At 31.2% G+C, this 24,790-nt stretch carries 32 protein-coding genes; 6 read left to right on the top strand and 26 right to left on the bottom strand.

What is annotated here, in order from left to right; genetic code table 11:
- The first annotated feature begins 371 nt into the window (after window positions 1-371).
- The gene (locus tag CDSE_RS03635; protein ID WP_015396655.1) at window positions 372-1,577 is read left to right on the top strand and encodes an aminotransferase-like domain-containing protein; all 1,206 of its coding nucleotides are present in this window, start codon (window positions 372-374) and stop codon (window positions 1,575-1,577) included.
- 433 nt (window positions 1,578-2,010) lie between these two features.
- Here CDSE_RS03635 and panB read toward each other — a convergent pair whose 3' ends face one another.
- Both panB and ssb read right to left on the bottom strand, forming a co-directional pair.
- Entirely contained in the window at window positions 2,011-2,820 is an 810-nt protein-coding gene (gene panB, locus CDSE_RS03640; RefSeq protein ID WP_015396656.1) for a 3-methyl-2-oxobutanoate hydroxymethyltransferase, read from the bottom strand.
- A gap of 57 nt (window positions 2,821-2,877) precedes the next feature.
- Window positions 2,878-3,354, bottom strand: coding sequence for a single-stranded DNA-binding protein (gene ssb, locus CDSE_RS03645; protein ID WP_015396657.1), 477 nt, complete (start codon window positions 3,352-3,354; stop codon window positions 2,878-2,880).
- 121 nt (window positions 3,355-3,475) lie between these two features.
- Here ssb and uvrA point away from each other — a divergent pair, with 121 nt between their 5' ends.
- Window positions 3,476-6,268 (top strand): excinuclease ABC subunit UvrA, encoded by a 2,793-nt coding sequence (uvrA, locus tag CDSE_RS03650; protein WP_015396658.1) that lies wholly within the window; start codon window positions 3,476-3,478, stop codon window positions 6,266-6,268.
- A 20-nt stretch (window positions 6,269-6,288) separates the two neighbouring features.
- Here uvrA and CDSE_RS03655 read toward each other — a convergent pair whose 3' ends face one another.
- From CDSE_RS03655 to CDSE_RS03665, 3 genes are read right to left on the bottom strand one after another with little or no spacing between them, the layout of a single operon-like run.
- Complete coding sequence (locus CDSE_RS03655; protein ID WP_015396659.1) at window positions 6,289-7,422, bottom strand: deoxyguanosinetriphosphate triphosphohydrolase; 1,134 nt, start codon at window positions 7,420-7,422, stop codon at window positions 6,289-6,291.
- A gap of 7 nt (window positions 7,423-7,429) precedes the next feature.
- On the bottom strand, window positions 7,430-8,506 hold the full coding sequence (gene aroB / locus CDSE_RS03660; protein ID WP_015396660.1) for a 3-dehydroquinate synthase: 1,077 nt from the start codon (window positions 8,504-8,506) through the stop codon (window positions 7,430-7,432).
- 9 nt (window positions 8,507-8,515) lie between these two features.
- The gene (locus CDSE_RS03665) at window positions 8,516-9,136 is read right to left on the bottom strand and encodes a shikimate kinase (protein ID WP_015396661.1); all 621 of its coding nucleotides are present in this window, start codon (window positions 9,134-9,136) and stop codon (window positions 8,516-8,518) included.
- A gap of 91 nt (window positions 9,137-9,227) precedes the next feature.
- Between CDSE_RS03665 and CDSE_RS03670 the strand changes: the two genes are divergently transcribed.
- The gene (locus CDSE_RS03670; protein ID WP_051029240.1) at window positions 9,228-11,576 is read left to right on the top strand and encodes a penicillin-binding protein 1A; all 2,349 of its coding nucleotides are present in this window, start codon (window positions 9,228-9,230) and stop codon (window positions 11,574-11,576) included.
- Here CDSE_RS03670 and cyaY read toward each other — a convergent pair.
- Window positions 11,532-11,861 (bottom strand): iron donor protein CyaY, encoded by a 330-nt coding sequence (gene cyaY / locus CDSE_RS03675; protein ID WP_015396663.1) that lies wholly within the window; start codon window positions 11,859-11,861, stop codon window positions 11,532-11,534. The two genes, CDSE_RS03670 and cyaY, sit on opposite strands and share 45 nt — an antisense overlap.
- 311 nt (window positions 11,862-12,172) lie before the next feature.
- Here cyaY and lysA point away from each other — a divergent pair, with 311 nt between their 5' ends.
- The 3 genes from lysA (at window position 12,173) to hemB (ending at window position 15,142) form a co-directional block, all read left to right on the top strand.
- The gene (gene lysA, locus CDSE_RS03680; RefSeq protein ID WP_015396665.1) at window positions 12,173-13,429 is read left to right on the top strand and encodes a diaminopimelate decarboxylase; all 1,257 of its coding nucleotides are present in this window, start codon (window positions 12,173-12,175) and stop codon (window positions 13,427-13,429) included.
- Window positions 13,430-13,502: 73 nt separating this feature from the next.
- The gene (gene yihA, locus CDSE_RS03685) at window positions 13,503-14,123 is read left to right on the top strand and encodes a ribosome biogenesis GTP-binding protein YihA/YsxC (RefSeq protein ID WP_015396666.1); all 621 of its coding nucleotides are present in this window, start codon (window positions 13,503-13,505) and stop codon (window positions 14,121-14,123) included.
- Complete coding sequence (hemB, locus tag CDSE_RS03690) at window positions 14,120-15,142, top strand: porphobilinogen synthase (protein ID WP_015396667.1); 1,023 nt, start codon at window positions 14,120-14,122, stop codon at window positions 15,140-15,142. Before yihA ends, hemB begins: the two co-directional genes overlap by 4 nt.
- Before the next feature lie 68 nt (window positions 15,143-15,210).
- On the opposite strand, the gene rplQ is transcribed toward hemB, so the two are convergent.
- The 20 genes from rplQ to rpmC form a co-directional block, all read right to left on the bottom strand.
- Window positions 15,211-15,591 (bottom strand): 50S ribosomal protein L17, encoded by a 381-nt coding sequence (gene rplQ / locus CDSE_RS03695; protein ID WP_015396668.1) that lies wholly within the window; start codon window positions 15,589-15,591, stop codon window positions 15,211-15,213.
- Between the two features lie 54 nt (window positions 15,592-15,645).
- A complete protein-coding gene (locus CDSE_RS03700; RefSeq protein ID WP_015396669.1) occupies window positions 15,646-16,635 on the bottom strand; it encodes a DNA-directed RNA polymerase subunit alpha in 990 nt (329 codons plus the stop codon).
- A gap of 97 nt (window positions 16,636-16,732) precedes the next feature.
- On the bottom strand, window positions 16,733-17,356 hold the full coding sequence (gene rpsD / locus CDSE_RS03705) for a 30S ribosomal protein S4 (RefSeq protein ID WP_015396670.1): 624 nt from the start codon (window positions 17,354-17,356) through the stop codon (window positions 16,733-16,735).
- A 20-nt stretch (window positions 17,357-17,376) separates the two neighbouring features.
- On the bottom strand, window positions 17,377-17,778 hold the full coding sequence (rpsK, locus tag CDSE_RS03710) for a 30S ribosomal protein S11 (RefSeq protein WP_015396671.1): 402 nt from the start codon (window positions 17,776-17,778) through the stop codon (window positions 17,377-17,379).
- Window positions 17,779-17,796: 18 nt separating this feature from the next.
- A complete protein-coding gene (gene rpsM, locus CDSE_RS03715; RefSeq protein ID WP_015396672.1) occupies window positions 17,797-18,162 on the bottom strand; it encodes a 30S ribosomal protein S13 in 366 nt (121 codons plus the stop codon).
- A gap of 56 nt (window positions 18,163-18,218) precedes the next feature.
- A complete protein-coding gene (gene rpmJ / locus CDSE_RS03985) occupies window positions 18,219-18,332 on the bottom strand; it encodes a 50S ribosomal protein L36 (protein WP_083873556.1) in 114 nt (37 codons plus the stop codon).
- A 34-nt stretch (window positions 18,333-18,366) separates the two neighbouring features.
- On the bottom strand, window positions 18,367-18,585 hold the full coding sequence (gene infA / locus CDSE_RS03720) for a translation initiation factor IF-1 (protein ID WP_015238808.1): 219 nt from the start codon (window positions 18,583-18,585) through the stop codon (window positions 18,367-18,369).
- Window positions 18,586-18,626: 41 nt separating this feature from the next.
- Window positions 18,627-19,934, bottom strand: coding sequence for a preprotein translocase subunit SecY (secY, locus tag CDSE_RS03725; RefSeq protein WP_015396673.1), 1,308 nt, complete (start codon window positions 19,932-19,934; stop codon window positions 18,627-18,629).
- Between the two features lie 11 nt (window positions 19,935-19,945).
- Window positions 19,946-20,386, bottom strand: a complete 441-nt coding sequence (gene rplO / locus CDSE_RS03730) for a 50S ribosomal protein L15 (protein ID WP_015396674.1) — start codon at window positions 20,384-20,386, stop codon at window positions 19,946-19,948.
- A 9-nt stretch (window positions 20,387-20,395) separates the two neighbouring features.
- Window positions 20,396-20,581, bottom strand: coding sequence for a 50S ribosomal protein L30 (gene rpmD / locus CDSE_RS03735; RefSeq protein WP_015396675.1), 186 nt, complete (start codon window positions 20,579-20,581; stop codon window positions 20,396-20,398).
- A gap of 5 nt (window positions 20,582-20,586) precedes the next feature.
- Complete coding sequence (rpsE, locus tag CDSE_RS03740) at window positions 20,587-21,108, bottom strand: 30S ribosomal protein S5 (protein WP_015396676.1); 522 nt, start codon at window positions 21,106-21,108, stop codon at window positions 20,587-20,589.
- Between the two features lie 12 nt (window positions 21,109-21,120).
- Window positions 21,121-21,486, bottom strand: coding sequence for a 50S ribosomal protein L18 (gene rplR / locus CDSE_RS03745; RefSeq protein ID WP_015396677.1), 366 nt, complete (start codon window positions 21,484-21,486; stop codon window positions 21,121-21,123).
- A 24-nt stretch (window positions 21,487-21,510) separates the two neighbouring features.
- Complete coding sequence (rplF, locus tag CDSE_RS03750; protein WP_015396678.1) at window positions 21,511-22,044, bottom strand: 50S ribosomal protein L6; 534 nt, start codon at window positions 22,042-22,044, stop codon at window positions 21,511-21,513.
- Window positions 22,045-22,056: 12 nt separating this feature from the next.
- Window positions 22,057-22,452 carry a 30S ribosomal protein S8 gene (gene rpsH, locus CDSE_RS03755; RefSeq protein WP_015396679.1) on the bottom strand — a complete coding sequence of 132 codons (396 nt, stop codon included), beginning with the start codon at window positions 22,450-22,452 and terminating at the stop codon, window positions 22,057-22,059.
- Between the two features lie 10 nt (window positions 22,453-22,462).
- Complete coding sequence (gene rpsN, locus CDSE_RS03760; protein WP_015396680.1) at window positions 22,463-22,768, bottom strand: 30S ribosomal protein S14; 306 nt, start codon at window positions 22,766-22,768, stop codon at window positions 22,463-22,465.
- 13 nt (window positions 22,769-22,781) lie between these two features.
- The gene (rplE, locus tag CDSE_RS03765) at window positions 22,782-23,321 is read right to left on the bottom strand and encodes a 50S ribosomal protein L5 (RefSeq protein ID WP_015396681.1); all 540 of its coding nucleotides are present in this window, start codon (window positions 23,319-23,321) and stop codon (window positions 22,782-22,784) included.
- Between the two features lie 14 nt (window positions 23,322-23,335).
- Entirely contained in the window at window positions 23,336-23,662 is a 327-nt protein-coding gene (rplX, locus tag CDSE_RS03770; protein WP_015396682.1) for a 50S ribosomal protein L24, read from the bottom strand.
- 9 nt (window positions 23,663-23,671) lie between these two features.
- Window positions 23,672-24,040: a 50S ribosomal protein L14 gene (gene rplN, locus CDSE_RS03775; protein ID WP_015396683.1), complete on the bottom strand. Its 369-nt coding sequence runs from the start codon at window positions 24,038-24,040 to the stop codon at window positions 23,672-23,674.
- Between the two features lie 263 nt (window positions 24,041-24,303).
- A complete protein-coding gene (gene rpsQ, locus CDSE_RS03780; protein ID WP_015396684.1) occupies window positions 24,304-24,585 on the bottom strand; it encodes a 30S ribosomal protein S17 in 282 nt (93 codons plus the stop codon).
- Window positions 24,578-24,781 carry a 50S ribosomal protein L29 gene (rpmC, locus tag CDSE_RS03785; protein ID WP_015396685.1) on the bottom strand — a complete coding sequence of 68 codons (204 nt, stop codon included), beginning with the start codon at window positions 24,779-24,781 and terminating at the stop codon, window positions 24,578-24,580. Before rpmC ends, rpsQ begins: the two co-directional genes overlap by 8 nt.
- Window positions 24,782-24,790 lie beyond the last annotated feature (9 nt).

Raw genomic sequence — 24,790 nt, forward strand, 5'->3', positions numbered from 1 at the left:
ACATATTTAAAATATAGTTATATAGTAACCAGAATTATAGATAAATCCTATGAATTGAATGAATATCAATCGCCAAATAAGCACCTAAATATAAAATTACCTTTATAAATTTTAAAATGTTGTTTTTTATAACATGAACACATTAAGTAATAACACTAAATAATCTAAAATATTTATATATATGAATATATTTTCATTAAAGCAATACCTATAATACAAATATTACTAATATTCTTCAGTATATCTATAAAAACAGATATATTTACTATGAAATAGTTTATTAAGAAACATAACCTAAATATACAAATGAAGTAGAAAGAATTATTATCAATATAATTAAATATTTTTTAAAAATAAATAGGGGAACCTAAGTGAATAACACAATAGAACCTGAATTTCATTTTTCAGATCGTGCGTTAAAACTAACTAGCTCTGCAATAAGGGAAATTCTAAAAGTTACAGAAAAAAAAGAAATAATTTCTTTTGCTGGAGGTCTACCTTCTCCAGATGGTTTCCCTGTAGAAATAATGCAAGAAGCTTTTAATAAAGTTCTTGCAGAAAATGGTCGAACTGCATTGCAGTATGGAACAACTGAAGGATATACACCTTTAAGACAGTGGATTGTAGAAGAAATGAATGAATCTGGAGCCAATATCAATATTGACCAAGTTCTTGTAGTTTCCGGATCACAACAAGCTATTGATCTATTAGGTAAAATTTTTATCAATGAAGGTGATAAAATTCTAGTAGAAAATCCTAGTTACTTAGGAGCATTACAATCATTTGGATTATATCAACCAAATTTCGTGCCTGTATCTACAGATGATGGAGGACTCATTCCTGAACATATTACAGAACAAATTGCATTTAATGCTCGCTTCCTATATGCATTACCAAATTTCCAAAATCCTACAGGAAGAACTCTAAGCCTAGAAAGAAGGAAAACACTCGTAAAAATTATGGGTGATTTAAATATTCCAATAATAGAAGATGATCCATACGGAGAATTACGATATACAGGTAATAAGCAACCCAGCTTACTATCTCTATCTAAAGAAAATAATAGCACAGTAATTAGATTAGGTACCTTCTCAAAAATACTAGCTCCTGGATTGCGTTTGGGATATGTAATAGCTCCCACTCCTATCATAAGGAAACTTGTACAAGCAAAACAAGCAACAGATTTACATACACCTATGCTGACACAAATGGCTGTTTATGAAGTCATAAAAAATGGATTTCTAAAAACACATTTGCCAAAAATCAGAGAAATTTACCGTACACAGGGACAATGTATGTTAAAAGCTATAAAAGATGAATTTCCCAAAGATGTCAAATGGACAAAACCAGAAGGTGGTATGTTCTTATGGATTACACTGCCCAAACATCTAGACAGTAGCTTACTATTAAACAAAGCAATTAAGCGTAATATAGCTTTCGTAACAGGGAAACCATTCTTTATAGCTCCAACTCCTGAAGAAAATTGTACAATGAGACTAAGTTTTGCTACTGTTCCTGAAGATAAAATCATAGAAGGAATATCATCATTAGGTCAGCTAATTAAAGAAAACTTATAATACTGAACATTAACACAGAATAATACTTATCATCAAAAGATTTAAATGACACTAACAATTATGCTTTATATTAACTCTAATACTAAGCATATAAGTTATGTCACTTAAATCTTCTTGAAAATAAATAATCTTCAATATTGATAAAGACATTTACTCATAAAATAATAGTGCTAAGTACAAATCAATTAAATAATTATATTAATAATATGATATATCTATATCTAACTTAACGAATTGGGTAGTTTTATCTAGAATTACAATAATTTAATTTCTTAACAAGCATTAAGACTCAATAAAAACAAATAAAAAACATAACAAATCAATTATTTGATTTACATAAAAATAAGATATAACACAAAAAAGTTAATAAATTACGTGTTTGTGCATCAGAGCCGTATAAGGTATTCTCAATCTAAACATTAGAGAAATCTTTCTAAGAAAAAAAACAATGTTCTTTGCCTGGAAAAGCACTTTCTCTAACTTCTGAAACATATTGTTCAACAGCTTTTGCAATATGATCCTCCATACAAATATATTGTTTTACAAACTTTGGTGAAAAATCTTTTTGCATACCTAAAATATCATTAATTACAAGTATTTGTCCATCACAAGAAGGAGATGCTCCTATACCTATCACCGGAATACTTAATTTACTTGAGATTCTTTCTCCAATAGATTCAGCAACACACTCTAGTACTATAGCAAAAGCACCAGCATCTTCTAATGATAAAGCATCATCTAAAATTTTTTTAAAAATATATTCTTCTGATTTAAGAGCCTTAAAACCACCAGCTGTATTAAATTGTTGAGGCATTAATCCAACATGACCCATAACTGGAATTCCTCTTTTAGTTAAGAAACTAACAGTTTTTGCCATTTCTGAGCCTCCTTCTAACTTAATAGCTTGAGCTCCAGTATTAGCTAAAACCTTGGCTGAATTCATAAATGCCTGAGACTCAGACTCTTGATAAGAACCAAAAGGCATATCAATTATAATACAAGCACTCTTTGATGATCTTACTACAGCAGATCCGTGAGCTATCATCATATCTAAAGTAACAGACAAAGTATCAGAAAATCCATATAAAGCCATCCCAAGAGAATCTCCAACCAATATAAAATCCACATACCTATCAACAATTCTTGCTACAGATGATGTATATGCAGTTAAAGCTGCAATCTTTTGTTTACCTTTAGAATTCTTAATAACAAATATATTTTTTCTTATGCTTGGCATAGACATATTTATAATATCCTTCTAATAAATTAAAAATATTTACAAAAAATAACAGCTTTATTCTTAAAATGGAATATCATCATCCATTTCTGACAAATCATCAAAAACTTTATTATCTGAATATGAAACACCCTGTTGTTGCTTGTTTTTATATGCACGTGGATTTTGTTTTTCCTCAGGTATAACATTTTCAATATTACTATCTCTTGAACCAAGCATTTGCATTTGATCAGCGATAATTTCTGTACTATACCTATCGGCACCAGTATCCTTATCTTGCCATTTCCTAGTTTTTAATCTTCCTTCTAAATAAATAGGTCTTCCTTTCTTTAAAAACTCACCTACTACTTCTGCTAAACGATTATAAAAAACAACACGGTGCCACTCTGTTTCCTCCTTACGCTCTCCAGTGTTCTTATCTTTCCATTGAGACGTTGTAGCGACCGAAATATTACAAATAGCAGATCCTTCTGGTGTATAGCGAACTTCAGGATCTCTTCCCAAATGACCAATTATAATAACCTTATTAACCGAAGCCATAAAATACCACCTAATAATTATTTGTTTATCAAATTGAATTGTATATCAGTATACAAATACTTTAAACTCATTAGTTATTTAGAAAATATTTTTTTATGATTAAACAAAAAATAGTGTAAATATGAGTAATATAAGCATAAAAGGAATTAGAACACATAATATAAAAAATATATCTATAGATATACCTAGAAATAAAATAGTATTAGTTACAGGGGTATCAGGTTCTGGAAAATCTTCCCTGGTCTATGACACTATATATGCAGAAAGCCAAAGAAGATATTTAGAAAATTTATCTACCTATGCAAAACAATTTACAAACCTTTTAAAGGTCCCAGATATAGACTATATAGATGGTCTTTCTCCTGCCATAGCTATAAAACAGAAAATAAATTCTTCTAGTAACAAATCAACCATAGGTACGGTGTCAGAAATAAGTAACTATCTAAGGTTATTATTTACAAAATTAGGTACCCCGTTATGCCCTAACCACAACACCCCCCTAAGACAGCATAATGTAAAACAAATAGTTGATTGGACTCTATCATTAGAGAAAGGAACTAAAATTTTCATCCTAGCTCCAATACAATGTAATAAATATAATATAGAAGAAATCATTACAAACCTACAAAAACAGGGTTACCTACGAGTACGTATAAATCAAGAAATTATTGAAATAAATGAGTTAGAACAAATCAAGAAAAACAACATATACCACAATATAGAATTAGTAGTAGATCGTTTATTAATTAAAAATGATCATAAACAACGTTTGATTTCTAGCTTTGAAACAGCTTTAAAATTAGGAAATGGAACAGTAATTATAGAAAACAATGAGCACAAAAAAGATTTTTTCTTTTCCAATAAATTAAAATGCCAATATTGTGATTATCAAATAAAAAAAATAGAACCAAGCCTATTCAGTTTTAATAACATGTCAGGAGCATGCAAGAAATGTAAAGGAAGTGGCAAGATATATGTCTTTGATAAAAATCTACTCATAAATCAAGATCAAACTATATCAACATTTATAAAAATAGTTAATAAAACAAACCTTAAAGAGATACAATCACTAATCTCTAAATATAATATAAATATAGATACCACATTTAAATCATTACCTGACAATATTAAAAATATATTTCTTTACGGAGAAGCTAGCTCTAGCAATGAAAAAATCTTATTTAAAGGAATTATTTCTTATTTAGAAAAAGAACTAGAAGACACTAAATCTCAAAAAGTAATAAGTATATTAAAAAAATATACAAACATAAAAGAATGTGACTCATGTAAAGGATCAAAAATATGCGAAGAAGCAAGACATATAAAAATTAGCTATAACAATAGTTTATTAAAAAAAGTAAACAATAATTTATCTATAAATGAAGTTGAATCTCTATCAATATCAGAATGTATTATCTTCTTAGACAACATCGTTTTTAAAAATGATACTGAAAAGCAAATAACAAAACCAATCATTTATACAATACTCAAAAAATTATCATTTCTAGAACAAGCCGGATTAGATTATCTACCTCTTAATATTAACATAAACAAAATCTCTAAAGGAGAAGCACAAAGAGCAATTCTTGTAGGTCAAATATGCTCTAATCTTACAGGCATAACTTATATAATAGATGAACCTTCTACAGGCTTACATAAAAAAGATATATTACATGTGATTAGCATATTAAAAAAACTAAAAAAACTAGGTAATAGCCTAATCATCATAGACCATGATGAGAGCATAATAATGAATGCTGATTGGATAATAGATATGGGTCCAGGGGCAGGTATAAATGGTGGCAATGTAATATCACAAGGAACAGTAGATACTATTATAAATGATGAGAATTCTATAACTGGTTCATTTTTAAAATCTCATTACAATAAGAAAACAAAAGAAACTATAAACTCACATACCAAATGGTTAATACTAGAAAATATTAGAATTAAAAATCTAAAATCTATAAACATAAAAATACCGATTGGATTAATTACTTGTATCACTGGAGTATCAGGCTCAGGAAAAACAACTTTAGTGAATGATGTTATAATTCCTGCTGTCTCAAACTACATTAGGAACAAAGAAATAAAATTTAACTTTTTAATTGATGGAGCAAATAATTTTAACAATGTAGTGTACATAGATCAGAATCCTATAGGCAGCACATCTCATAGCAATACAGCAACTTATTGTGAAGTATTTACTACAATTAGAGAATTATTTGCCCAGACAAGTCAATCTAGAATTCGTGGATATACACCTAGCAGATTTAGTTTTAATCTTAAAGGAGGTAGATGTGAAGAATGTCATGGTAATGGTCTAAAAAATATAGAAATGTATTTTTTACCTAACACACAATCAAAATGTAATTTATGTGATGGTAAACGTTATAACAATGAAACTCTTGAAATTCAATATCATGGTTTAGATATTAATGAAGTACTAAACTTAACCATAGAAGATGCTTTAATTATTTTTAAAAACATACCTGATATAAATAAAAAACTACAATCACTAATAAATGTTGGACTAAATTATATTACTTTAGGACAAAATATAAATACATTATCTGGTGGTGAAATACAAAGATTAAAAATAGCAGTAGAATTATCTAAAAATAATAATAATAATCATTCTCTATATGTTCTAGATGAACCAACTGCTGGTTTACATTTCCAAGATACTAAATCTTTGATGAACATTCTATATAAACTAGCTAAGATAGGTAATACTATAGTTATAGTTGAACACAATATGGAAGTTATAATAAACTCAAATTGGATAATAGACATTGGTCCTGATGGAGGACCATTAGGAGGTGAAGTAGTAGATCAAGGAACGCCAGAACAAATAGCCATATCAAGAAAAGGATATACAGGAGAATACTTATTTAATATGATAAATAATTAATTAAAAATTAATAAAATACTTTAAATTTTATGTAATAAATTATATTCATAAATAGCCTCACGATCAGTCATATTAGCGATATAATCAACTGCAAGTTGAATTTTATTATAAATCATATCAACTCCATCTTGTGATGAGTAATTAAGATTGTTTAATTTCCATTCAAATAAATTCTTAATTATAGATCTTCCTTCTAAGGCTGAAAATAATACTTCCTTATTTTGATATAAATTTTCGTATAAAAAACTTTTTATCTCATTTAAAGATATACGTATATCTTTAGAGAAAGATATCATTCTACTCATCTTCCTAACATCATCAACATTTTTAGGGTTCATTTGCTTAATAATGCGCCTAGAGTTAAAAATTATGTCATTTACTAATACACGTACAATTTCTCTTATAGTTTCAAGAATCAAAACTCTCTCATCAACACCTGAATATAATTTACTAATAGCATCAAAATTTTTACCAAAAAGATATAACTGCTTAACTTGAGATAATTTTATTAAACCAGAATATAATCCATCATCTATATCATGCGTACTATAAGCTATTTCATCAGCACAATCGACCAACTGGGCTTCTAGTGAAGGATTATTTGAATTTAAGAATCTAATCCCTACATCTCCTATTTTTCTTGCATTTTTCCTACTACAGTGTTTAATAATACCCTCACGGGTTTCAAAACATAAATTTAATCCATTAAATTCAGAATATCTTTTTTCTAACAAATCAACAATTCTTAATGCATATAAATTATGTTCAAAACCACCAAAATCAGGATTAAGTCTATTTATAATAATATTCATTTCATCCTGACCTGCATGGCCAAATGGAGAATGTCCTAGATCATGTGCTAAAGAAATAGCTTCTACCAAGTCCTCAGAAAGATTTAAATATCTCGATATGCTTCTTGCTATGTGAGCTACTTCCAAGCTATGGGTTAAACGCGTACGGAAACAACTTCTGGATTTACTATTTACAAAAACTTGAGTTTTAGACTCTAATTTTCTAAAAGATCTAGAGCAAATTATTCTATTAACATCTTTCTGAAAATTATTTAATTTATCATGATCTGTAAATAATTCGTTATATAAACGACCTTTAGTTTCTTTCGGATTACATGCATAAGGCGCTATATTAATTCTCATGTAATATTTACTTTGTTGTTTCTTGTATAGCAAGTTTTATCATATCTTCAGAAACATCCTGTACTAAAGACTCACCAATTTTAGTAATTAACACAAATCTAATCTTGCCATGTTGATTTTTTTTATCAACTAACATTAAATCAATCCATTTTTCCAAACTAAAATTGGGAGCTGTGATAGGACACCCTATAGACTTAACTAATGACTTAACTCTTTCTACAATACTTTCATCCAAATTAAATAATAAAGATGATAAGACAGACGCTTGTACTAATCCACAACCAACAGCTTCTCCATGTAACCAATTTCCATACCCAAGACCAGACTCTATAGCATGACCGAATGTATGACCTAAATTTAATATAGCTCTTAATCCAGATTCTTTTTCGTCTTTACCAACAACATAAGCCTTTAACTCACAAGAACGCTGAATAGCATAACTCAATGCATCTTTATCTAAGGATAGTAACTTGTTTATGTTGTTTTCACACCATACCCAGAAATCCTGATCTAATATTAATCCATATTTAATAACTTCAGATAATCCTGAAGATATTTGTTTAGCATCCAAAGTATTTAGAACATCAATATCAATTTCTACTGATTCAGGTTGATAGAATGACCCTATCATATTTTTACCTAAAGGATGATTAACAGCTGTTTTTCCTCCAACAGATGAATCTACTTGTGCTAACAAAGTAGTTGGAACTTGAATAAAACGTATTCCACGCATATACACAGAAGCAGCAAAACCAGTAATATCACCAATAACACCACCACCTAAAGCAACTAGTACAGCATGACGATCCATTTTATTTGATAATAGAACATCAAAAATTTTATTTAAATTAACCCAGTCTTTATAAATTTCACCATCTGGCAATTCTATTACAAAAACAGATAAACCAGTTTTTAACAAAGATTCCTTAACTCTTGATAAATATAGAGCACCAACCTTAGGATTGGTTACTATAGCTATAGAAGTAGCATCAGACGGAACAGCGCTATCTAGAAAATCTAAACGTCCTGGTTCAATATTTATAGAGTATGACCCACTAGGTACATTAACTGTAACAACATTCATCTTAATTTCTCATATTTTTTGTAAAATTAAACACAATTCTTTAGCTATATCAGCAGCATTATATGAACTAGTATCTATAACTATATCAGCAATTTCATGATAAATAGGATCTCTAATTTCAAGTAGTTCTTTAATCTTTACATACGGATCTTTAATGGCTAATAAAGGTCGGTTTTGATCTACAGAAACTCTTTTAAATAAAACATCAATATTAGCTTGTAAATATACAACAATCCCACCACTAGTCAAAAGATGTCTATTATCTTCTGCTAATACAGCACCTCCACCAGTTGCTAGGACTATATTTTTCTCTAAAGAAATTTTTTGTAATATATCAGTCTCCCTTTTTCTAAATCCATCTTCTCCTTCTATTTCAAAAATCACTGGGATATTAACACCACAAGCAATTTCAATTTCAGAATCTAAATCTACAAATTTTTTTCCTATATATTGAGCTAAACATCTACCAACTGTACTTTTCCCTGCTCCCATCATTCCAATTAAAAAAATTGATGTATTCTTGTTTGAATATTTTTTTGATATAACATTATTATTATCAATACTTTGATGAATTGCTTTAGATACTGTAGGCTTTGTGTAATTAGAACAAGATTTTTTAGACATATTCATATTTCAATTGCCACTTTTATAAATTATGAGTTAAAGTTTAGAACATTTTTCATTATTAAGATAAAACCAACTAATCCAACAATTAACTCTTATGAACGATAAAAAATCATTATTAGAATTAATGATTAGAATTTTAATAATACCTATACACTTACTTATAAGTCTTACAACATTCGTTTTCATTATACTATCTATTACATGGTCTAAGTTGCCTAATCTTGATGCAATGACAAACTATAAACCACCTATACCTCTAAGAATATATAGTGCAGATCATATTCTAATCGGAGAATTTGGAGAAGAACGACGTAAATTGCTAAAATTTCATGAAATACCTGATCAAATGAAAATGGCAATATTAGCAACTGAAGATGACCGTTTCTATCAACATAAAGGTATAGATTGGCAAGGAATATTAAGAGCGGGCATAGTTAATTTAAAAAACATGTCTAAGTCCCAGGGAGCAAGTACTATAACAATGCAAGTAGCTAGGAATTTCTATCTTTCAACAGAAAAAACATATTTGCGTAAGGTATATGAATTACTTTTAACGATTAAGATAGAATCAGAACTTACAAAAAATCAGATCTTAGAACTATATATGAATCAAATATATTTGGGTCACCATACTTATGGATTTGAAGCTGCTTCTTTAAAATATCTAAACAAATCATTATCAGAAATAAACATAGCTGAAGCAGCTCTATTAGCTGGAATACCTAAAGCTCCTTCTATATACAATCCAATTTCTAATTTTTCTCGTGCAAAAACGAGACAAAAATATATTTTAGATCGGATGTTATCTCTTGAATATATTTCAAAGAGTGAATATATTGACGCATTAAATAAAAAAATCATTATAAAAACGATAAATAAACAATCAGAAAATTATAATTCTCATGGAGAATATGTTGCAGAAATAGTTAGACAATTACTATTTAAAGTTTATAAAAATAAGCTCTATTCAAAAGGAATAAATGTATACACAACCATCAAAGCTAAGGACCAAGAAGCTGCCTATCAAGCTATAAGATCTGCCGTTATAAAATATACGCTACAATCTGAATATAATGGACCAGAAGAAAAAATTAAAGTGCCTGTAAAACTTGAAGATAAACTTACCTTCCATGATGAAAATATACATAAAATACTTGATCAACTATATGATAGTGACGAATTAAAAGCTTATTTAGTAATAAATATAGATGAGAATGAAGTAACATTAATCAACAAAAATAAAAAATTAATTAAATTAAATGATAAAAAATCTATCAATTTAACTAGAATAAAAGATCAAACTAAATTAATAACAGTAGGGTCAATAGTTTACGTATATGAAAAAAATAATATTAAACAAATTACTAACCTTCCTTCGGTACAAGCAGCATTTGTTTCAATATCTCCACAAAATGGTGCAATATTGTCTCTTATAGGTGGATTTGATTTTAATATTGGTAATTTTAATAGAGTAATTCAAGCCTGGCGACAACCTGGATCAAGCATAAAACCATTTATATATGCAGCAAGTCTTGAAAAAGGAGTATCACCAAACACAAAGGTATCTGACTTGCCTTTTTCATTAACTGCAGAAAAAACAGGATCCAAACCATGGAACCCTAAAAACTATGGTCATCGATATGAAGAAAATTTAACAATGCGTCAAGGTCTCTATAAATCGAAAAATATGATTTCAATAAGAATCTTAGATAACATTGGACCTATCTATGCTCAGGAATATTTAACAAAATTTGGGTTTGATAAATCAAAACATCCTGCTGTTCTATCTATGGCCTTAGGAACAGGTTTAGTAACACCTTTACAATTAACCACTGCATTTTCTGTTTTTGCAAATGGAGGACATTTAATACCTCCTTATTTAATAGAAAGAGTTACAGATAGTAATGGAGAAATCCTTATGCAACACTCTGATGTTGAATTAAACGACACTAATCAAACTATAGATTCAAGGGTTTCATATATTATGAATAACTTATTAAAAGGAGTTGCTACCTATGGAACAGCATCCAAGGCTAAAAAAGCTCTTAATCGCAGTGATGTAGCAGGAAAAACGGGCACTACAAACGAATCATTTGATGCATGGTTCTCAGGTTACACACCAGAAATTGTCGCAACTGCCTGGCTAGGTTTTGATCTACCCAAATCTCTTGGTCAATATGAAACTGGTGGTAGATTAGCTATGCCTATATGGATAGATTATATGAAGAAAATCATAAAAAACTTACCTGAGCATAAAGAAAGCAACCCACCAGAAGGAATTATTATTGAAAATAATGATTATTATCTAAAAGAATTTCCACCTGGGAAAACAATATCCGAAATATGTACACATATACCAGATAATTTGATAAACACAAATAAAAAAACCATTAAATTATTACAGTCTAATAATAATATTTCTTCCGACTATACTAGAACATAATTCTGATAACTTATCACAAAAATCAACACCTCCTCGATTATCTATCCACTTAAAACCATCATAATAATAATGAAAACCGCCTTTTTTTAATGCAGCTAACCATAACTCTTTTAAATGTATTTGAGGGGTTATTACTATATGATTCTTATCATTAAATAATATTTCTAAAACTCTACCATTAATATTAACATCAACATCAATGTTGTCATTTAAAAGTTCATTTATTTGATCTTCAACTGCCTCTAAAGTATTATCAACTAATGTTATAAATTCAATGTCTTTCATATGTTTTTTATTTGTTGAATAGAAAATAGGAATATCCTATAAATAATATTATCTTTTAAAGATAGTATCCTTAATCTATTATAAATTGTAAAATTAACTGTCATGAAATATAAAAATAAACTTTTTACTATTATAACAATAATATTTTTATCTTCACTTTTAAACTCATGTGGATATAAAGGCCAGCTTTATATTGAAACAATGCAAAAACCACAAAATAATATTATTAAAATTAATAATTAATAATTAATATAGATTAGACTGTAGTATTTCCTCTAGAAACTTAATATTTTATAACTAACATTCATAATATGAAAAATAATCATTTAAAATTAAAAAACAATATATTCCATGTAGAAAATATTAACTTAGAATTACTAGCAAACAAAATGGGAACTCCGTTATATGTTTACTCAAGAGCTGCTATTAAGGATTCATGGAATAGATATGCCAAAGCCATATTAAACAAAAATTGTTTGATATGTTATGGTATGAAAGCCAATTCAAATTTAGCTATTTTAAAAGAATTTTCTGAACTAGGCTCTGGATTTGATATTGTTTCTGGAGGAGAATTAGAAAGAGCTCTAGCTATAGGTGCCAATCCACAAAAAATTGTTTTCTCAGGAGTAGGAAAACAAGAATGGGAAATAATATATGCACTTAAATCTGGTATAAAATGTTTCAACATTGAATCTGAAGCTGAATTACATAAAATATCTGATATTGCAAGCAATTTACATATTACAGCTCCAATATCAATAAGAGTTAATCCTGATGTTGATGCAAAAACACACCCATATATTTCTACAGGCTTAAAAGAAAATAAGTTTGGTATATCTATTAAAAATGCTTTAAATTGCTACAAAACAGCCTCAAAATTACCTTTTATCGATATTGTAGGAATAGACTGCCATATAGGATCACAATTAACAGAAATACCACCATTCATAGATGCTTTAGATAAATTAATTCCATTAATAAAAGAACTAATTAAAAATAATATTTCCATTAAACATTTAGATATCGGTGGAGGATTAGGAATTACATATAAAGACGAAGTCATTCCAGATCCAAAACAAATTATTGATTCTGTCATATTAAAGCTAAAAGAATCAAATCTAGATCATTTAGAACTGATATTAGAACCAGGTCGTTCTTTAATAGGAAATTGTGGCATACTTCTTACAAAAGTTATATACATCAAACACTCTGAAGATCGCAATTTCGTAATAGTAGATGCCGCCATGAATGATTTACTAAGACCTGCTCTTTATCAATCATACCACGAGGTAAAACCAGTAGCTCCAAGAACAGGAAACGCTAAAGAGTATGATGTTGTAGGACCTATTTGTGAAAGTGCTGATTGGCTAGCAAAGAATAGACTATTAAATGTACAAGAAAATGATCTTTTAATCATAGAATCTGCTGGTGCTTACTGTACCACAATGTCTAGTAATTATAATTCTAGAGTTAGGCCTGCGGAAGTTATAGTAGATGATTGTAAATATTATATTATAAAAAACAGAGAAAATTTATCAGATATACTAAAACTTGAAACAACGATATAATTCAAAATACTTAAATAGCCTAATTAATTATTAGGCTTATATTTTCATAAAAATTTAACTTATAAAAACATCAGTGTCACTATTACATACGGCTTCTTTTTACATTTCATCTCAAAGAACAAATCAATTACCTCCTGAAAGTGAGCCAGAAATTTGCTTTCTAGGAAGATCCAATGTAGGTAAATCTACAGCTATAAATATAATAACAAACCAGAAAAGACTTGCTTTTTCTAGTAAAACGCCCGGAAGAACAAGACTTATAAATATGTTTAGCTTGAAAAAAAACGAAAATATTTTTGGATATTTAGTAGATATACCTGGATATGGATACTCCACTTTATCTACAAAAGAACAAAAAGACATAGGTATTACTATAACTGATTATATAAAAAATAGAAAATCTATAGAAAGTTTTGTTCTTTTATTAGACGTAAGACGTGGAATAACCTCTTTGGATTTACAACTAATTAATTTGATTAATCCTTTAAACAAACCTTTAGTAATACTAATTACTAAAACAGATAAATTAAATTATGAAAAACGCATAAAAACAAAAAATCACATAGAAAAACAACTTGAATCATTCAATAATATAAAAACTATTATCAATTTTTCAGCAAAACAAAAAACAGGAGTATCAGAATTATCTGATTATATTGAAAGATTAATTCTATTTAAAAAGGATAGAATATGACAACGCAAACAATTTCTGCTAAATTCCCTAGCACAAGACTTAGAAGAACAAGAAAGAATATATTTTCAAGAAATTTAGTCTCAGAACATACTCTAACAGTAAATGATTTAATCTTACCTATCTTTATACTTGATGGGAAAAACTCTAAACAAGAAATATCCTCAATGCCAGGAGTCTATAGATATTCAATTGATAAAGCATTATTTGTTGCAGAAGAATGTCTAAATTTAGGAATTCCAGCAATAGCTCTATTCCCAGTGATAGAAAACTCATTAAAAACATCTAACGGTATAGAAGCAATTAATCCAAATGGAATAATTCCAAGAGCAATAAAAGAAATCAAAGACAAATTTCCTGAGTTAGGAATCATGACTGATGTTGCATTAGATCCTTATACATCTCATGGCCAAGATGGTTTAATTGATGAAAATGGTTATGTAATAAATGATTCAACAATTAAAATTCTAGTACAACAAGCAATTCTTCAAGCTGAATCAGGATCAGATATAATAGCACCAAGCGACATGATGGATGGCAGAATAGGAATAATAAGAAATAGTCTAGAAAAGAACGATTATATAAACACTCTTATAATGGCTTATTCAGCGAAATATGCGAGTGTTTTTTATGGTCCATTTAGAGATGCCGTAGGATCAACCAATAATTTAAAAACAGCAACAAAATTGAATTATCAAATGAACCCCAGCAACTCCGATGAAGCATTAAGAGAAGTTTACTTAGATATAAAAGAAGGAGCTGATATGGTAATGGTCAAACCAGGAATGCCATACCTCGATATCGTATACAAAGTAAAAGAAGCTTTTAAAATGCCAACATTTGCTTATCAAGTAAGTGGAGAATACTCCATGATAAAATCAGCTATAAATAATGGTTGGTTTGATAAAGATAAAAGTATTCTAGAAACCCTAATAGGATTTAAAAGAGCAGGTGCAGACGGAATACTTACATATTTCTCAATAGAAGCAGCGAAGATAATTCAAGATAAAATACATTTATAATCTGTCGCAAGAACAAAAGGGTTTCTTTAACAAAAAGAAATCCTTTTGCTAAAAGAATATATTAATATTTATTCATCAGATGCTTTAGATTCTGATCTATCTACCATTTCCATAAAAGCCATAGGCGCATTATCCCCTTGACGAAATCCCATTTTAAGAATTCTAGTATAACCACCTGATCTGCTAAGATAGCGTGGTCCAATATCATCAAATAACTTAACAACAGCATTACGATCACGTAATCTTGCAAAAGCTTGACGTTTATTTGCAAGGGTCGGGTTCTTACCTAAAGTAATCAATGGTTCTATAACATGACGTAATTCCTTTGCCTTTGGCAAAGTTGTCTTAATAGTTTCACTATTTATCAAAGACACAGCCATATTGCGAAACATAGCAGCACGATGACTACTGGTGCGATTTAGCTTACGCAAACCATTACCATGACGCATAATAAATTTCCTTCAATTTAAAAAAATATCATTTCCAAATCTCTCGATAAACAATCAGGAATGCTCTATATCTATAGGAGGCCAATCATCTAATTTCATACCGAGTGTCAATCCCCTAGCAGCCAAAACATCTTTTATCTCATTCAAAGATTTACGACCTAAATTAGGAGTTTTTAACAGTTCATGTTCTGTACGTTGAATTAAATCACCAATATAATAAACATTTTCTGCTTTTAAGCAATTGGCAGAACGAACAGTCAATTCCAATTCATCAACAGGTTTTAATAAAATAGGATCAATACGTGGTGCATTTTTAGAAGGAACTTCTTGCAAATCATCTGATCCTTGTAAAGAAGCAAATACTGAAAGTTGATCCACCAAAATATGAGCTGCTTTTCTAATAGACTCTTCAGGTGTAAGAACACCATTTGTTTCTATATCCAAAACAAGCTTATCCAAGTCTGTACGTTGTTCAACACGAGCATTTTCAACATAATAACTAACTTTTCTTACTGGGCTATAGGAAGCATCTAATACAATACACCCTATTGAATCATTCCTTTCTTCATTAAGTGATCTCATATTACCAGGAATATAACCACGTCCTTTTTCCACTCTAAAATGCATTTCTAACCTACCACTACCAGTCAAATTACAAATCAAATGTTCTGGGTTAATTATTTCAACATCGTGTGGTAATTCTATATCTTTTGCTAAAACAGCTGTTGCTCCATCTTTGATCAGAGTCAAATCGATTTTACTTTTATCTCCATGAATCTTAAAAACAATGCCTTTTAAATTCATCATTATATCTACAACATCCTCTCTAACTCCAGGAATAGTAGAATACTCATGAACAACTCCAGCAATGCTTACTTCAGTAGGAGCATATCCCTCCATTGAAGATAACAATATACGTCTCAAAGCATTTCCGAGTGTATGCCCATAACCACGTTCAAAAGGCTCCATGATTATTTTAGCTCTATTTGGAGCTATTGGTTCTACCTCAACGGTTCGAGGCTTTAAAAAATCCCGAATAGGCATATTAAATTCCTATACAATACCCTCAGTTCGTTACACTGATAAGGCTGATAAATAAAAAACCTATTTAATTCTAAAGTTTCAAATTAGAATGGCAATATTATCGAGAATAAAGCTCAACAATCATTGATTCATTTATATCTCTAGCAACATCAACACGGTCAGGATATGACTTAAAAGTACCTGTTAATTTCTCTGAATCAACATGCACCCATTGAGGGATACCAATACTCTCAGCTAATTTGATTGACTCCTTAATTCTAATTTGATTCTTAGATTTTTCACGAACAGAAACTACATCTCCAACCTTAACAGATAGAGATGCTATATCAACAACTCTACCATTTACCTCAATAGATCTATGACTAATTAATTGACGAGATTCAGATCTAGTTGATCCAAAGCCCATTCTATAAACAACATTATCAAGTCTAGACTCAAGAAGTTTTATTAAAGTTTCACCTGTGTTTCCTCTACGACGCTCAGATTCCTCAAAGTATCTACGAAATTGTTTTTCTAAAATTCCATACATTCTTTTTAATTTTTGTTTTTCTCGCATCTGAGATCCATAATCAGACGTACGTGATCCAGAAGTGCGACCATGTTGACCTGGTTTTGATTCAGCCTTACATTTTGAATCAAAGGATCTACGTGCGCTTTTAAGAAAAAGATCAGTACCCTCACGACGTGAGAGTTTACATTTTGGTCCAATATAACGTGCCATGATAAATTTTACCTTTCCATTTATATGCGACGACGCTTTGGAGGACGACACCCATTATGAGGAACAGGTGTGATATCTGCTATACTTGAAATTTTAATACCAAGTGCATTTAATGCTCTTACAGAAGATTCACGTCCAGGTCCAGGTCCTTTAATACGAACCTCGAGTGTTTTAATTCCAAAATCTACTGCCGCACGACCAGCTGCTTCAGCAGCAACTTGTGCTGCAAAAGGAGTAGATTTTCTTGAACCTTTAAACCCAGAAGATCCTGAAGTCGCCCAAGACAAAGCGTTACCTTGTCTATCTGTTATAGTTACGATAGTATTATTAAAAGAAGCATGTATATGTGCTATACCATCAGAAATATTTTTTTTACTTTTTTTACGGACACGTGAAGATCCGCTTACAGAATTTTTCGCCATAATATTAAAATTCCTCTACTATTTTTTCAAAGAGGCAGCTGCACGACGTGGACCTTTTCTCGTGCGAGCATTAGTTCTAGTTCTTTGACCACGAACTGGAAGTCCTCTTTTATGACGCATACCACGATACGTACCAAGATCAATTAATCTTTTAATCGAAAATTGAATCTCACGACGAAGATCACCTTCTACTGTAAACAATCCAACTTGTTCGCGAATACTCTCTAATTCCGCATCAGTCATATCCTTTATCTTTTTGCTACATGACACTCCAGAAGCTTCACAAATTTTGCGAGCAGTAGAACGTCCTATACCAAAAATTGCGGTCAAACCAATCTCAGCATGCTGTTGTGGCGGAATATTAATGCCAGCAATACGGGCCATAAATGTTCCTTGAATAAATCATCTATTCCATCAAAAAAAATTAATATATAAATATATCAACCTTGACGTTGTTTATGACGCGGATCAGTGCAAATAATACGCACTACTCCGTGACGTTTAATAACCTTACAATGGCGGCAAACCCGCTTAACCGATGCCATTACTTTCATGGACAACTCCTAAACTTCCGTAAAATTCTCAGGCTTACTTGGCACGGAAAATAATTCGGGCCCTAGTAAGATCATAAGGTGTAAGCTCTACTGTCACTTTATCCCCTGGTAATATCCTAATATAATGCATTCGCATTTTACCAGAGATATGACCTAGAACCACATGACCATTTTCGAGCTTAACTCTAAAATTTGCATTAGGAAGATTTTCTAAAACCTCTCCCTGCATTTGTATGACATCGTCCTTAGACATTATCTTCTTTACTAAAAATAAAACAAATGTTTTCCATTACTCTAACTCTTAAAATTAGCTTTCTTAAGCAAAGAATCATACTGATAAGACATAACACAAGATTGAACCTGAGTCATAAAATCCATCGTTACAACAACAATTATCAATAAAGAGGTACCTCCAAAATTAAAAGGCACATTCCATTTAGAAATTAAAAACTCAGGAATTAGACATATTACTACAATATATATCGAACCTACCAATGTTAATCTTGTTAAGATTTTATCAACATAACGTGATGTTTGTTCACCAGGTCTAATACCTGGGATCAAAGCACCACTTTTTTTAAGGTTGTCAGCCGTTTCTCTACTATTAAAAACTAAAGCAGTATAAAAAAAACAGAAAAAAACAATCAAAACAGAATATAAAAACACGTACAAAGGTTGTCTAGGTGACAAGTTTTCAGCCACAACATTTAACCAATTCATACTATCAACGCCAGAAAACCAACTAGCAATTGTAGCAGGAAGAAGCATCAAAGAAGAGGCAAAAATTGGAGGAATAACCCCTGACATGTTTAATTTTAAAGGTAAATGAGAATTTTGTCCTCTATAAATCTTATTACCAACTTGACGTTGAGCATAATTAACAACAATTTTACGTTGCCCCATCTCTACAAAAACAACCAAAAAAGTTACTGTAAAAACAACAGCAATAATAAAAAATGCTGCAATTAAGCTCATGGAATTAAAACGAACCATTTCTAAAAGAGCAAACAAAGCACCTGGTAATTCAGAGACTATACCTGCAAATATTATCATGGAAATTCCATTTCCTAATCCTCTTTCAGTAATCTGTTCTCCTAACCACATTACAAACATAGTACCTGTAATTAAAGTTAAAATTCTTACAAAATGAGGAAACATACCATTACTTATAATTAAATCATGCTGTGATTCTAAAACCAAAGAAACACCGAAAGATTGTATTAAAGCAACTAATACTGTAACGTATCTAGTATATCTAGATATTTTCCTTCGTCCTGCCTCACCTTCCTTTTTCAAAGATTCCAATGAAGGTATGACTACACTTAAAAGCTGCACAACTATTGATGCAGATATATAAGGCATGATACCTAAAGCAAAAATTGAAAATCTAGATAAAGCACCTCCAGAAAACATATTAAATAAACTTACAATACCACCTTGATTATTGTTAAAAAGCTCCGCTAAAGCATAAGGATCAACACCTGGAACAGGAATATGTGTACCAATACGATAAACAATAAGAGCCAGAACAAGAAATAAAGATCTTCTTTTAAAATCAGAAGAACCTAAATTATTTGCAAGCGATGAAATTTCTTTAGCCACTTAAAAACCTCTCAAAGTATCGAACCACCAAGCTTTTCTAAAGCCATACGAGCACCAGAAGAAACAGAAAGCCCCTTTAATATAAACTTGCGAGATACAGTTCCAGTTTTAATAATTTTTACAAATTTAACTTCATCTTTTACCAAGCCTGCTAATTTCAACACTTGCAAATCAATTTCTTCAGTTGGCAAAGACTCTAAAGAAAATAAACGGACTTCTCCATAAAGATGTTTACCCATTTGCCGAAATCCTCTCTTAGGAAGACGTCTTTGTAAAGGCATTTGACCACCTTCAAAACCAACCTTATGAAAACCACCAGCACGCGATTTTTGACCCTTATGGCCTCTTCCTGCTGTTTTTCCAAAACCAGAACCAATTCCACGGCCAACTCTACGCCTAGAAAACTTACTGCCCTCGGATGGACTAAGTGAATTTAATCTAATCTCTAACATCTCAATCCTTTAGATATTCGAAACATCAACGAGATAATCTACCTTACGAATCATTCCTCTTACCTCAGGAGTGTCATTTAAAACACTAATGCTATTTATTTTTCGTAAACCAAGACCTCTAACAGTTTCTCGATGAGACTTTTTAATTCCTATCGTGGAACGTAGAAGTTTAATTTTTAGTTGCTTATTAGTCATCAGAATTATCCTAATATTTCCTCAACGCTTTTACCTCTTTTAGCTGCTACTTCTGAAGGCGTTAAAGAACTACGCAAACCATTAAATGTAGCTCTAACTAAGTTATATGGATTACTAGAACCTAAACTTTTTGCTACAACATTACGTACTCCCATTACCTCAAAGATAGCACGCATAGGACCACCAGCTATAACTCCTGAACCATCAGATGCTGGAGAAATTATTACTTTAGAAGCTCCATGTTTACCAACAACAGCATGCTGTAAAGTTCCATTTCTTAGAGAAACTTTAAACATATTACGACGAGCTTGTTCCATAGCTTTCTGAACAGATACAGGAACCTCACGAGCTTTACCCTTACCCATACCTATACGACCATCACCATCACCAACAACTGTAAGAGCGGCAAAACTCATAGTTCGTCCACCCTTAACAACTTTGCTGACACGATTAACAGCTATCATTTTCTCACGTAAGCCGTCATCATTTTCTTTATCTGTATTATTCCTGCCTTGTACTTTGGCCATTGTTAAACCCTCTTAAAACCGTAAGCCAGCATTTCGTGCTGCATCAGCAAGCTCTTTAATCCTGCCATGATAACGAAATCCTGAACGATCAAAAGCAACAGATTCAATTCCTACTGCTTTTGCTTTTTCCGCGATACGCATACCAATTATAGAAGCAGCTATTTTGTTACCTCCATGAGTAGTTTTGCTTGCCACTAAAGAACGAACTTCTGACTCTGCTGTAGAAGCACTAACTAAAATCTTATCCCCTTCAGGTGAAATAATATTTGCATAAATATGCAAGTTAGAACGAAAAACAGAAAGGCGATTAATTTGCAATTCTCTAATTCTACGCCTTGTCGGAATTGAACGACGTAACCTGGAATTTCTTTTGTTCATAATTGTTCCTTGTTTATACTCCTATTATTTCTTTTTAGCTTCTTTAAGAACAACTTTTTCATCAACGTATCTAACACCTTTACCTTTATAAGGTTCAGGTGGACGATAAGATCTAATTTTAGCTGCTACCTGACCAACTGCTTGCTTATCTATACCTTTAATGATTATCTCTGTAGGAACAGGGATTTGTGCAGAAATCCCTTCAGGTAAGGAATATAAAACATCATGAGAAAAACCAAGCTGCAACTTTATAACATTACTTTGTATAGATGCTCTAAAACCAACACCAATTAAAAGCAACTTGCGCTCAAAACCTTTACTAACACCTACAACCATATTAGATATTAATGCACGCAAGGTGCCAATCATTGCTTTTGAATGATCAGAACTATTAACCAAAGAAAAACTAATCTTATTATCTATCAAGTCTACTTTTACATCATCAACTAGAAATTGAGTAAGATTACCTAATTTTCCAGTGACAATAATTTGCTCTTGTTCAATTTTTACCTGAACTCCTTCAGGTATTTCAATAGGATATTTAGCGATTCGTGACATTAGAAATTCTCCTTAAGCCACGTAGCATAAAACTTCACCACCAACTCCACTAGCTCGAGCTTTACGGTCTGTCATAACACCTCGCGAAGTTGAAACAATTGCTATTCCCAAACCATTCATAACTTGAGGAATACTTGCACTTTTTTTATAAACACGTAAACCAGGTCTAGAAACTCTATCAATCTTTTCTATAACTGGCCTTCCTGCATAATATTTAAGAGTAATTTCTAACTCAGGTTTAGAAACAACACCTTTAATTTGAAAGTTATCCACGTATCCTTCTTCTTTTAAAACAGCAGCTATAGCCATTTTAATATTTGAAGAAGGCATGCTAACCGTTAATTTATCAGCTTGCTGTGCGTTGCGAATACGAGTCAACATATCAGCAATCGGATCGCTCATGCTCATCTCATTCCTCCTACCAGCTAGCTTTAGTCATGCCAGGTATTTCACCTCGCATTGCCATCTCGCGCAATTTATGGCGAGCTAAACCAAACTGACGAAAAACACCTCTAGGGCGCCCTGTAATAAGACAACGATTACGTTGTCTAGTCGGATTGGCATTTCGCGGCAATTGTTGCAGCTTAAGTCTAGCTTGATATCTTTCTTCTTCGTTTTTAGAAGAATCATCAATACAGCTCTTTAATTCAGCACGTTTTGCAGCAAATTTATTTGCCAATTTTATGCGTTTAATATCGCGATTTATAAGGGATAGTTTAGCCACTTTAATAATCCCATTAATTACGAAAAGGAAAACCAAAAGCTGTCAATAGAGCTTTAGCTTCCTCATCAGTCTTCGCTGTAGTATTAATGCTAATATTTAGACCTCGAATAACATCAACTTTGTCATACTCGATCTCAGGAAAAATAATTTGTTCCTTAACACCAACATTATAATTTCCACGACCATCAAATGCGCGACCAGAAATTCCTCTAAAGTCACGCACTCTAGGCAGTGCAATTGTTACCAAGCGATCCAGAAATTCATACATGCGTTCGCCGCGTAGCGTAACCATGCAACCTATTGGATAATTCTCTCTAATTTTAAAACCAGCTATAGCTTTTCGTGTTTTTGTTACAACAGCCTTTTGACCAGATATTCTTGTTAAATCAGAAACAGCACTATCAATCACTTTCTTATCTGCAACAGCCTCTGAAACTCCCATATTAAGAGTAACTTTAGAAACACGAGGAGCTTCCATTACGCTTTTATAACCAAACTTAGAGCGTAAATTTGCTATAACTTCATTTTTATATAAATCTTGCAGTCTAGACATATAACTTTCGCTCCTTATGACTTATCACCAACAACAACATCACCACTGGAACGAAAAATTCTGACATTATTACCATCATCATTTTTCTTAATGCCTACACGCTCTCCCTTATTAGTTGTAGAATTAAAAAGAGCAACATTTGAAATGTGTATTGGCATAGTCTTATTTATAATACCACCTGGATTATTAGCCATTGGATTAGCCTTAAGATGCTTTTTCACAACATTAACGCCTTCTACCAATAAATGGTCTTTATCTACTCGCGCCAAAACGATTCCTCGTTTCTTTTTATCACGACCAGAAAGAACAATGACCTCATCTCCTTTTCTAATTTTATTCATAGAAAACCTTTACAAAACCTCTGGAGCCAAGGAGACAATTTTCATGAATCTCTCTCCACGTAGTTCACGAGTAACAGGTCCAAAAATACGAGTACCTATAGGTTCTAATTTAGCATTAAGCAAAACAGCAGCATTACTACCAAAACGAATTAAAGAACCATCTTTTCTACGCACTCCTTTAGCAGTACGAACTACTACTGCATTATAAACCTCACCTTTCTTTACCTTCCCACGCGGGGCGGCATCTTTCACACTTACTTTAATAACATCGCCGATTCCGGCATAACGTCGCTTAGAACCACCAAGAACCTTGATGCACATTACATGACGAGCACCAGTGTTATCGGCCACATCTAGCGTGGTCTGCATTTGGATCATGATTTTTCCTGTTCCAACTTAACTAAAATTTAAAAAGCAACAATTATAAATTTTTGCCAGTTTTGGCCCCGTAAATTACTGCTATTGAAAAAAAACAATAATTATGGGTTGAAGTATAATTAAAAAATAAGCTTTCTGATTTGTAAAAATATGTCAAAAAACTTCCCAACAAATTGTCTCATAGAGACAAAAAAAATTCAAGCCTTACAAAACAAAATATATAGATGGCAAACAGAAGTTGCCCTCTATATATTTATAAAAAACTAAAAAACAGAACTAGTATTAACCAAACGAACAACAACCCAAGATTTATCACGTGAAATTGGCCTGCATTCCTTTATTTCTACCAAATCTCCTTCTTTGTATTTATTATCTTCGTCATGAGCTTTATAATTAGCAGATCGAGTAACTATTTTACCAAAAATTTGATGTTTAACACGTCGTTCTACCTTTACCACAACTGACTTATCCATTTTACTACTAACAACCTTGCCAACTAAAATACGCTGGCGTTTAGTAATTTGATCTTCTATTACTTTATCCATTTGATTGTTTCCTTGCTTTTTCTGTCAAAATAGTACGTATTCTAGCAATACCTTTCCTAGTATTGTTTATTTGAGCAGTATTAACAAGTTGTTTAGTAGCCATTTGCATACGCAGTTTAAACTGTGCTTTCAATAAACTATTAAGCTCATTATTCAACTCTGATATATCTTTTAAACGAAGTTCACTAGCCTTCATTAAAATTTC

Origin of the sequence: Candidatus Kinetoplastibacterium desouzaii TCC079E, assembly GCF_000340795.1 — a bacterium.
Taxonomy (GTDB): domain Bacteria; phylum Pseudomonadota; class Gammaproteobacteria; order Burkholderiales; family Burkholderiaceae_B; genus Kinetoplastidibacterium; species Kinetoplastidibacterium desouzai.

What these genes read in the sequence shown, in the direction of transcription:
- rplX (WP_015396682.1), bottom strand. Translation starts at nt 23,662, where the DNA reads ATGAATAAAATTAGAAAAGGAGATGAGGTCATTGTTCTTTCTGGTCGT.
- rplF (WP_015396678.1), bottom strand. Translation starts at nt 22,044, where the DNA reads ATGTCACGAATCGCTAAATATCCTATTGAAATACCTGAAGGAGTTCAG.
- ssb (WP_015396657.1), bottom strand. Translation starts at nt 3,354, where the DNA reads ATGGCTTCGGTTAATAAGGTTATTATAATTGGTCATTTGGGAAGAGAT.
- CDSE_RS03670 (WP_051029240.1), top strand. Translation starts at nt 9,228, where the DNA reads ATGAACGATAAAAAATCATTATTAGAATTAATGATTAGAATTTTAATA.
- rpsH (WP_015396679.1), bottom strand. Translation starts at nt 22,452, where the DNA reads ATGAGCATGAGCGATCCGATTGCTGATATGTTGACTCGTATTCGCAAC.
- uvrA (WP_015396658.1), top strand. Translation starts at nt 3,476, where the DNA reads ATGAGTAATATAAGCATAAAAGGAATTAGAACACATAATATAAAAAAT.
- rplQ (WP_015396668.1), bottom strand. Translation starts at nt 15,591, where the DNA reads ATGCGTCATGGTAATGGTTTGCGTAAGCTAAATCGCACCAGTAGTCAT.
- rpsD (WP_015396670.1), bottom strand. Translation starts at nt 17,356, where the DNA reads ATGGCACGTTATATTGGACCAAAATGTAAACTCTCACGTCGTGAGGGT.
- rpmC (WP_015396685.1), bottom strand. Translation starts at nt 24,781, where the DNA reads ATGAAGGCTAGTGAACTTCGTTTAAAAGATATATCAGAGTTGAATAAT.
- infA (WP_015238808.1), bottom strand. Translation starts at nt 18,585, where the DNA reads ATGTCTAAGGACGATGTCATACAAATGCAGGGAGAGGTTTTAGAAAAT.
- rpsK (WP_015396671.1), bottom strand. Translation starts at nt 17,778, where the DNA reads ATGGCGAAAAATTCTGTAAGCGGATCTTCACGTGTCCGTAAAAAAAGT.
- rplO (WP_015396674.1), bottom strand. Translation starts at nt 20,386, where the DNA reads ATGTTAGAGATTAGATTAAATTCACTTAGTCCATCCGAGGGCAGTAAG.
- rpsQ (WP_015396684.1), bottom strand. Translation starts at nt 24,585, where the DNA reads ATGGATAAAGTAATAGAAGATCAAATTACTAAACGCCAGCGTATTTTA.
- rpsM (WP_015396672.1), bottom strand. Translation starts at nt 18,162, where the DNA reads ATGGCCCGTATTGCTGGCATTAATATTCCGCCACAACAGCATGCTGAG.
- rplN (WP_015396683.1), bottom strand. Translation starts at nt 24,040, where the DNA reads ATGATCCAAATGCAGACCACGCTAGATGTGGCCGATAACACTGGTGCT.
- panB (WP_015396656.1), bottom strand. Translation starts at nt 2,820, where the DNA reads ATGTCTATGCCAAGCATAAGAAAAAATATATTTGTTATTAAGAATTCT.
- CDSE_RS03700 (WP_015396669.1), bottom strand. Translation starts at nt 16,635, where the DNA reads ATGCCTATTCGGGATTTTTTAAAGCCTCGAACCGTTGAGGTAGAACCA.
- lysA (WP_015396665.1), top strand. Translation starts at nt 12,173, where the DNA reads ATGAAAAATAATCATTTAAAATTAAAAAACAATATATTCCATGTAGAA.
- rplR (WP_015396677.1), bottom strand. Translation starts at nt 21,486, where the DNA reads ATGAACAAAAGAAATTCCAGGTTACGTCGTTCAATTCCGACAAGGCGT.
- rplE (WP_015396681.1), bottom strand. Translation starts at nt 23,321, where the DNA reads ATGTCTAGACTGCAAGATTTATATAAAAATGAAGTTATAGCAAATTTA.
- cyaY (WP_015396663.1), bottom strand. Translation starts at nt 11,861, where the DNA reads ATGAAAGACATTGAATTTATAACATTAGTTGATAATACTTTAGAGGCA.
- rpmD (WP_015396675.1), bottom strand. Translation starts at nt 20,581, where the DNA reads ATGACTAATAAGCAACTAAAAATTAAACTTCTACGTTCCACGATAGGA.
- rpsE (WP_015396676.1), bottom strand. Translation starts at nt 21,108, where the DNA reads ATGGCCAAAGTACAAGGCAGGAATAATACAGATAAAGAAAATGATGAC.
- hemB (WP_015396667.1), top strand. Translation starts at nt 14,120, where the DNA reads ATGACAACGCAAACAATTTCTGCTAAATTCCCTAGCACAAGACTTAGA.
- rpmJ (WP_083873556.1), bottom strand. Translation starts at nt 18,332, where the DNA reads ATGAAAGTAATGGCATCGGTTAAGCGGGTTTGCCGCCATTGTAAGGTT.
- CDSE_RS03665 (WP_015396661.1), bottom strand. Translation starts at nt 9,136, where the DNA reads ATGAATATGTCTAAAAAATCTTGTTCTAATTACACAAAGCCTACAGTA.
- CDSE_RS03655 (WP_015396659.1), bottom strand. Translation starts at nt 7,422, where the DNA reads ATGAGAATTAATATAGCGCCTTATGCATGTAATCCGAAAGAAACTAAA.
- aroB (WP_015396660.1), bottom strand. Translation starts at nt 8,506, where the DNA reads ATGAATGTTGTTACAGTTAATGTACCTAGTGGGTCATACTCTATAAAT.